Raw genomic sequence first — 8,275 nt, 5'->3', positions numbered from 1 at the left:
AAACAGATCCTGTTAAAAAATGTTTCTGTTACAAAATATAAAACTTAAACACAACAATAAAAAATGCAGGATAAACTATGAGTCAATCACAACCATTTCTTGCCAGAGTCGCTAATGGCAGTTTAGTAATACAGATATTAGTGGGAATTATCGCCGGTGTTGCTTTAGCCGTCTTTTTTCCATCATCAGCATCAAGCGTAAGCTTTTTAGGTGGGCTATTTGTTGCCGCATTAAAAGCAGTTGCGCCAATCTTAGTGTTTATTTTGGTCGCCTCATCGATTGCGAATCAAAAAAAAGGCACTCATACCAATATGAAGCCAATAATTTTTCTTTATTTATTAGGAACATTATTAGCCGCTTTTACCGCTGTAGCAATGAGCTTCCTTTTCCCTACCACTTTGACGCTTGTTACTAACACGACCTCTATTGCACCGCCAGAAGGTATTGCTGAAGTTATTAACTCACTATTTTTTAAAATCGTGGATAACCCAATCAATGCACTAATGACAGGTAACTTTATTGGTATTTTGGCATGGGCGATTGCATTAGGCTTTTCATTACACCAAGCCAGTGATGCTACTAAACAGGTATTTCAAGACATGTCTGATGGCGTAACATTAATTGTGCGCTTTATTATTCGTCTTGCTCCTATTGGTATTTTTGGTCTTGTGGCACATACTTTTGCTCAAACAGGCTTTAATGCACTATTAGGTTACGCTCACCTACTTGCAGTATTACTCGGTTCAATGGTAATCATTGCATTAGTTGTTAACCCGCTTATTGTATTTGTAAAAACCAAAACAAATCCTTATCCACTGGTGTTTCGTTGCTTACGTGAAAGTGGCATTACCGCCTTCTTTACACGTAGTTCAGCGGCAAACATTCCAGTTAACATAAAATTATGTAAGGATCTAAATCTGCACGAAGACACCTACTCAGTTTCTATTCCTTTAGGTGCAACCATTAATATGGGTGGTGCTGCCATTACAATCACCGTGTTAACGTTAGCAGCAGTGCATACGTTAGGTATTGAAGTGGATCTTGCAACTGCGGTATTACTCAGTGTTGTTGCTGCGGTATCAGCATGTGGTGCTTCGGGTGTTGCAGGGGGTTCACTATTACTGATTCCACTTGCTGCAAGTTTATTTGGTATTCCAAATGAAGTAGCAATGCAAGTTGTCGCTGTGGGCTTTATTATCGGCGTAATTCAAGACTCAGCAGAAACAGCATTGAACAGCTCAACAGATGTGGTATTTACTGCTGCGGCATGTTTAGCCGCTGAACGTAAACAAGCAAAAGTACACCTACAAAAATCATAAGTACATTGCTAACAATATAAAAACACAACATTAAAAATGCGGCTATCATACACATGATAGCCGCATTATTTTATTCATCTTCTCATCTAATTAGTCGATTTCTAATTAGTAGATATTGGTCGCTTTACGAATAGCATTATTTGAGCGATGGATTAAACCATTAACCGCCTTTCTTTTCTTCTTTTTCACCGCACGGCCAACAGTTTTCTCAGCATAAGTACCATCTTTAAGATCCGCTATGGTTCTTTGCGTATCGTCGTATTTATTTTGTGTGCGTCTAAGCGATTTCTGAGTACCATTAACGGTCTTTTCAATATGAGAAAGTTGATTATCTAAGTGCTTAATTACACCATCAGCATATACCGATGTTGATGCTGCTAATAATGCAACTAAGGGAATAATACGAAGTGTTTTTTGTACCATAACAGATTTCTCTCAATAAAAAGTTCATTGCTTATTGTATAAATCCTACCTAAAAAAACACTAATTTATAACTAAAATGTAATAATAAAATCTAAAAAACCCATTATTGTTACATTTTTACACCTAATCCAGCCGCTATTGGAAAAAATAAACAAATATCAACATTGAAATATTGAAATATTGATGAAAAGATCTAATGACGATGATTGAATTATTTAGTTGGTAAGTATGTGTATTCACCCGATAAAATCGAGTGATATAGACCAACGTTACCCCTATTAACATCAATAAAAAGGGCGTCGTCATGACAACTATTACTGCGCATAATACAGGCTATACCATCGCTAAATCTGCGGTAACTAAAGCAAGTAAGCAACTCTCCGCTGCTGGCTATTTTACTGATATATACTGTATGGATCGTCGATTTAGATTAGTGATCGCTAACGATAAACAATTACCGTATGAATATACAATCCACTTTATTCCCAATGTTGATGACGATGAAACACATCTTGAAGTCTTTATCAAAACAGATCAAAAGCGCTATTTTGTCGATGATTTTTCAGAACCAGAACTCATTGCAGATATTATCAACCACTACCAACATTACAACAGCAACGAGTTTTAACACTGCTTATTTACAGAAATTACACCGCATAACGCAATAAAAAACCTGCCGCTGAATAAACAGAGGCAGGCGAATCGATACACATTACTTATTATATTTCACAAAAAGTTACATTGACCAAACATAGAACACTTGTGCTTTCATTCGAATGATAATGCCACGAATGACATCCAGAAAACCAAGAAAACTGATCGGTTTTTCAGCACTGACCCAAGCTAAACCGACGGAACCAACAGGAATATCATACCCTTCTGTTTCATAAAGCTTTAAGCGTACAAAATGGTGCTTATTGGCTATATTTACACCCGTCGTTTGACGAACATTGGTTTCACGTCCAATCAAATTACCTTGCGATTCCCCCCGTTGCTTCAACAATGCCTTCAACTTCCGCAGCAAAGACTTTGCCAGGGTAAACAGCAGAAGCAAATTCAGCCATCTGTCCAGATTTTACATTTCGAATGGCTTGATGATTGACTCGCATTAATACATATTTTTCATCGGTATACATTTGAATACGCGGAACAGAGCCAACATATTGACCTTCACGCATAATGAAGTTGGTAACAAAACCGTCAGCAGGCGCATAAACCTTAGTATTATCGAGATCCCACTGAGCTTTAGCGACATTTTCTTTCGCGGTGATCACATCAACATCACGACTATTAAAGGTTAACTCCGCTTTTTCTATTCCTAACTGCGTTTTTTTAACCGCAATATGGGCTTTTTCTATTTGTGAGTCCAACATAATCTGTTGTGATTTAGCCACATCAACCGCAGTGCGTTGTTCATCTAACATGCTTGCGGTTACGGTATGTTTAACAACATTGTTTTGCTTTACATAACGAGCAAGCATCGTGCTTTTTAAACGATGATCTGCGGTGGCAGCGGATAACTGTTTTGTTGCGATATCAATATCTTTCACCGCTGCGGTCTTTGAGGCTTGCGCCATTGCAATATCTTGTTGCGCCATATCGCGAGCAACTTTTGCAGCATCAAGGCTAGCTTGTGCTTTATTAAGCGCAATAACATACGGTTCAGAGTCAAGTTCATACACTAACTGACCTTGAGTAACCTTACTGTTGGGTTCCACATAGATAGCTTTAACACGACCATTGATTGATGTGGATGCTGGACGCAACTGCACATGCGGTGATTGGACTAATGAGCCGCCAGATAAATCCATTGGCGCATAAGTAATTAAACCAAACCATACAAAGACTAACCAACTGCCGCCACCAACATATGCAAAAGCTTGAGTGAATTTATTCCATGGCATGCCCACTAAACGCAGTAAATAAATAAACAGCGCCCAAACAGCTAAACCTTCCAACATACTACTTCTCCTCTGTATCGGTAGTCATAACATCTGTAGACATAGCAGGCGCGACAGGTAAACGATCACCATGCCAAATATCACGCAAGCGACACAAGGCTTTTTCTCCATCAACAAATGCAATAATAACCGCCAACACCCATACCCAATGCCACACAAAACCAATCCATGTTAGGGCGGTTATTAAGCCTATTTGATGATGCTCTTTGGTCGATGCTTTATGAATAGGTAATTCGTGTATTTTCCAAAAACCAATCGCGACAGCTGCAATGGTTGCAATTAATACTACTCCCGCAAACACACTTAATACTGTGTCTACATTGGTATCGACAAAGGGCATACTCAGTAAGCTCATCCACACTCTCCGGTTCAAAACTAAAATAGTTAAGCCATCACTCATGCAGTGATGAATAGCCGTCATTATGGAGAGAGCTCACATTCACGGTATAATTTGAGTTTATTTAAATCGAAAATAGCCAATAATTGATACAACTAGACTTATACTGACAATAATAATCCTACTTATTTCAGCAAAATGCCCATCAGCACCAGCAAGAAGAACATCATGATCAATATTGCCTTTATTCGAACAGCTTTTCTAAACCATTAGAACTTGGCTTACAAAAACACTATGGGATCGGCTTGGCTGAATTAGGAATTCCAGCTCAATTACTCAGAGAGCCAATGTCTTTGATCCCTTTTAATGATTATTTACAGTGGTTAGAGCGTATTGAAGAATTAACCAACGATTCGGCTTATATGATCAAAATTGCCGCAGATATCACCTTTGAAAATATCGGGCCTATTGGTAATTGGTATGTGACTTGCCCTGATCTCGCATTAGCATTTCGACGGATCAACTATGGTGTGTCATGTTTACAGGGAGGAGCGTCTTATCATGGTCAACAATCAGGTAAAATTGTTAAATGGGTATATTACAATAACTATGCACATGGGCGTGCGGCGAGTTTTGACAGCTTAAAAATTGCGATTTTATTTACCCAAGTCACCCGTAACTACATGGGGGATGATTATGTTCCTTTAAAAATAGAGTTATCTGGTACTGAAATAATAGATCCTGCCATTCAACAGTTTTTTGGATGCCCTATCACATGGCAATCATCTGCAACAAAGGTTTGGCTCAATCTTTCAATGTTAGAGCACGGTAACCAACGCCCGCTGCCGATAACAAAACCCATACTCGTATCAAATTTACAATTAGATGATTTACTCAATATGCCCCAACCGTTAGATCTTGCTAAGGTCATGTTTGAAATCATTAACTACTCACGTTATTACGGCTTTCCTACACTGGATTTTGTTGCTGAAAAGGTGGGATTATCACGCCAACAATTACAACGTCGATTACATGATAACGGGTGGACATTTACCAGTATGACAAATTATATTTTATGTAATGTCGCTATAAAATACATGCTCTCAGGTATGAGTATCGACATAATAGCAACCGTACTTGGCTACAGTAATGTGCAAAGTTTTAGCAAAGCATTTAAACGTAATCGCGGTTTAACGCCTGCACAATATCAACAAAAATTATTGGAACGTAGCCTAAACTAAACAGCGTCTTTCCCAAAAACAGTCATAAAAAAACGCTAGATAACTATTGTTATTTAGCGTTTTTCTATTATCTATAACTTAAATCACACCACTACATGCGCCAATTGATCCGCACAGATAATTCAGATTGCTAATCGATTTCAGTATCAACAAAATGTTCATTAATGGTCGACATTAATACAATCGGCCCCATCATGGTTACTTTCAGTGGTGTACCACTTAAGCCAAATTGTAGCTCTGATAAATCTGCTGTTGAATAATTATAACGACAATCGAACTTATCACTCGCAATATGCAGTAAATCAAAATCTTTACGATGACACGAGATATGCGCGCACCAGTACATAGCATCAAGGATCTCATCTTGACGCATAGCACGGATCACAAAACGCCAACTTCCCTCTTCACCATAAAAATCAATGGGAAATTGATTTTTTTTCTTTCGTCTCTTAAACAACGCAAACCTTCCACTGCCATTTAATACTTTAAGTTATCCCAAAATTTAATCATAGCCTGAAAAAAAAGAGATACCAACTGCAATTTAATTTATTTCTAATCCATCAATAACCGCGGAAATTAACAAAAGATATAAATTAAAAGATAATAAAAATAAGGGATTATTCATAAAAAGAGAGGGGAAACACCTCACACTTTTGCATTAGGATATATTTGTTTACATTTTAGGGGTTGTATTTAACAAATCTCTGCCTATAATGCTGAAAACCGGAGCGTCTGCCAACGCTCCGGTTTTTTTGTGCCTGCTCAAAAGGTAAAAAAGTCACCTGCCAGTAACGAGTTAACCTGAGCGGCATTCGACAATATTTAAGGAATAAATATCATGCGTATCGAACAAGATCTAAAATTAGGCTTTAAAGATGTATTATTTCGTCCAAAACGCTCAACATTGAAAAGTCGCTCTCAAGTTGACTTAACCCGCGATTTTACATTCAAACATAGTGGTCGTCAATGGTCTGGTGTACCAATTATTGCCGCTAATATGGATTCAGTCGGTAGCTTCGATATGGCTATCGCATTAGCACAACACAAAGTAATGACCGCGATTCACAAACATTACACTGTTGAGCAGTGGGCCGAGTTCATTAACGCTAACGATGCATCAGTGTTAAATAACGTCATGGTTTCAACAGGCACATCTGATGCTGATTTCCAAAAAACCAAAGACATCATGGCGCTAACCGACGACATTATCTTTATCTGTATTGATATTGCTAATGGTTACTCTGAACACCTTGTAGAGTACGTTGAGCGTGTTCGTGCTCAATTTCCTGACAAAGTAATCAGCGCGGGTAACGTTGTTACGGGTGATATGGTTGAAGAGCTTATTCTTGCAGGTGCTGACATTGTTAAAGTCGGTATTGGCCCTGGCTCTGTATGTACTACGCGTGTTAAGACTGGCGTTGGCTACCCACAACTTTCAGCAATCATCGAATGTGCTGATGCCGCTCACGGCCTAGGTGGTCGTATTGTTGGTGACGGCGGTTGTTCATGTGCTGGTGATGTTGCGAAAGCCTTTGGTGGTGGCGCTGATTTCGTTATGCTTGGCGGTATGCTTGCCGGTCACAGTGAAAGCAACGGTGAAGTTATCGAGCAAGATGGCAAGCAGTTCATGAAGTTCTATGGCATGTCGAGCCAAAGCGCGATGGACAAGCATTCAGGTGGCGTTGCAACATACCGCGCCGCTGAAGGTAAAACAGTATTATTGCCTTATCGTGGTTCTGTAAACTTTACCATTCAAGACATCATGGGTGGTGTACGCTCAACGTGTACTTATGTTGGTGCAGCACAGCTTAAAGAGCTAACAAAGCGTGCAACTTTCATTCGCGTTCAAGAGCAAGAAAACAACGTTTACGGTAAAGAATAAGCTTAGTATGTTTCAACAAAAATTATTGAAACAGCCTTAAACACGATATAAAGCCAGAGAAAGATAATCATCTTGCTCTGGCTTTTTTGTGTTCTTTTTTAACAACAACCGTCATTCCCTACAGTGAATGCCCGCGAGGCGATAGGGAATCTATTCATAGAATGTTGAAACCTTAAAGCATTTACCTCAAATGTAAGGACTTTATAATGTGGATAAAATTAGGTCATTTAAACGGACAGCAAATTACGCTCTTGTGATTTACTCCGGATGAAAATCAGAGATATTTCAGAAAAGATAGATTCATAAAGCATGTCACATTTAGTTGTTAAATATAAAAGCATCTAAATAACATTAAGATAGTGCCAATCCGAATATGCTTCATGTCGTTTTTTAGATTTTAATAATGTCGTATTTATTCCTTGAAATACGTCTGTAAGTTATACTCACAGCAAGTCAAAGTATGGAGGTTCAAATGACTGCCACTGATCGTATTTATCAAAAGATAAAACGTTCAAGACGTTATGTTTTTGAACGTAAAAACTTTGAAGGTGTCGCTTGTTATGATCAAGTCGGTCGCGCTTTGAAACAATGAGTCAATCAAGACGAATTAATGAAAATCGGCTATGGCCTTTACACCAAATCACGAATGAATAGTTTAACGGGTAAGCCAATGCCAATGCATCCAGGCGGGACCGACGCGCTTATGCGAGAAATCCTTAAGATGAAAGGCATAGACTTTGAGATAGATAGTCTGTCTCTTCAGAGCTTATCGGGTGAAAGAACTCAAATCCCTTCATCCATCAATTACTCATGGAACTCAAAACAGTTTAATCGAAAACTGGTAGTGGGTAGCCGTGTCATACACTCACCAAATTAATCATGCATAAACTGAAACAGCAGTTTCTAGAGGTTTTCGATGCCTTAGCGCTCGGAAATCCAACCATAATTGAGAAAGATTATTGGGTTGTGGCACTACTCGCGCAACTTGAAAAACTCATCATAGATTCTCATCAACGAGTCTTTTCTGGCGGAACTGCTTTGCCTCATTTAAGCGCATTGCTGAACGACTAATTAAAACAATTTAACGCTATTAGAGAATAACTAAATGCCAA

Annotated in this window: 7 protein-coding genes and 3 pseudogenes; 6 read left to right on the top strand and 4 right to left on the bottom strand. The window is 38.7% G+C overall.

The features are described from left to right. Nucleotides 1-77 precede the first annotated feature (77 nt). Nucleotides 78-1,319, top strand: a complete 1,242-nt coding sequence (gene sstT, locus Q0V26_RS17405; RefSeq protein WP_297486186.1) for a serine/threonine transporter SstT — start codon at nucleotides 78-80, stop codon at nucleotides 1,317-1,319. A 105-nt stretch (nucleotides 1,320-1,424) separates the two neighbouring features. On the opposite strand, the gene Q0V26_RS17400 is transcribed toward sstT, so the two are convergent. Continuing rightward, nucleotides 1,425-1,742 (bottom strand): hypothetical protein, encoded by a 318-nt coding sequence (locus tag Q0V26_RS17400; protein ID WP_297486184.1) that lies wholly within the window; start codon nucleotides 1,740-1,742, stop codon nucleotides 1,425-1,427. 304 nt (nucleotides 1,743-2,046) lie between these two features. On the opposite strand from Q0V26_RS17400, the gene Q0V26_RS17395 reads away from it, so the two are divergent. Beyond that, on the top strand, nucleotides 2,047-2,370 hold the full coding sequence (locus Q0V26_RS17395; RefSeq protein WP_297486181.1) for a hypothetical protein: 324 nt from the start codon (nucleotides 2,047-2,049) through the stop codon (nucleotides 2,368-2,370). A gap of 108 nt (nucleotides 2,371-2,478) precedes the next feature. On the opposite strand, the pseudogene Q0V26_RS17390 reads toward Q0V26_RS17395, so the two are convergent. Next, nucleotides 2,479-3,703: pseudogene (locus Q0V26_RS17390) on the bottom strand (efflux RND transporter periplasmic adaptor subunit). A 1-nt stretch (nucleotide 3,704) separates the two neighbouring features. Next, nucleotides 3,705-4,058 (bottom strand): MFS transporter, encoded by a 354-nt coding sequence (locus tag Q0V26_RS17385; RefSeq protein WP_297486189.1) that lies wholly within the window; start codon nucleotides 4,056-4,058, stop codon nucleotides 3,705-3,707. Between the two features lie 287 nt (nucleotides 4,059-4,345). Here Q0V26_RS17385 and Q0V26_RS17380 point away from each other — a divergent pair, with 287 nt between their 5' ends. After that, nucleotides 4,346-5,281 carry an AraC family transcriptional regulator gene (locus tag Q0V26_RS17380; RefSeq protein ID WP_297486179.1) on the top strand — a complete coding sequence of 312 codons (936 nt, stop codon included), beginning with the start codon at nucleotides 4,346-4,348 and terminating at the stop codon, nucleotides 5,279-5,281. 130 nt (nucleotides 5,282-5,411) lie between these two features. On the opposite strand, the gene Q0V26_RS17375 is transcribed toward Q0V26_RS17380, so the two are convergent. Then, a complete protein-coding gene (locus tag Q0V26_RS17375) occupies nucleotides 5,412-5,738 on the bottom strand; it encodes a hypothetical protein (RefSeq protein WP_297486176.1) in 327 nt (108 codons plus the stop codon). Nucleotides 5,739-6,119: 381 nt separating this feature from the next. Here Q0V26_RS17375 and Q0V26_RS17370 point away from each other — a divergent pair, with 381 nt between their 5' ends. The 3 genes and pseudogenes from Q0V26_RS17370 to Q0V26_RS17360 form a co-directional block, all read left to right on the top strand. Next, nucleotides 6,120-7,163, top strand: coding sequence for a GMP reductase (locus Q0V26_RS17370; RefSeq protein WP_297486174.1), 1,044 nt, complete (start codon nucleotides 6,120-6,122; stop codon nucleotides 7,161-7,163). Between the two features lie 472 nt (nucleotides 7,164-7,635). Next, nucleotides 7,636-8,040 (top strand): annotated as a pseudogene (locus Q0V26_RS17365) (S-adenosylhomocysteine hydrolase). Nucleotides 8,041-8,042: 2 nt separating this feature from the next. After that, nucleotides 8,043-8,204: pseudogene (locus tag Q0V26_RS17360) on the top strand (nucleotidyl transferase AbiEii/AbiGii toxin family protein); the annotation flags it as partial. Nucleotides 8,205-8,275: the final 71 nt, after the last annotated feature.

The organism is uncultured Photobacterium sp., assembly GCF_947039875.1.
Taxonomy (GTDB): Bacteria; Pseudomonadota; Gammaproteobacteria; order Enterobacterales; family Vibrionaceae; genus Photobacterium.
This window is presented reverse-complemented; position numbering and strand designations above follow the sequence as displayed.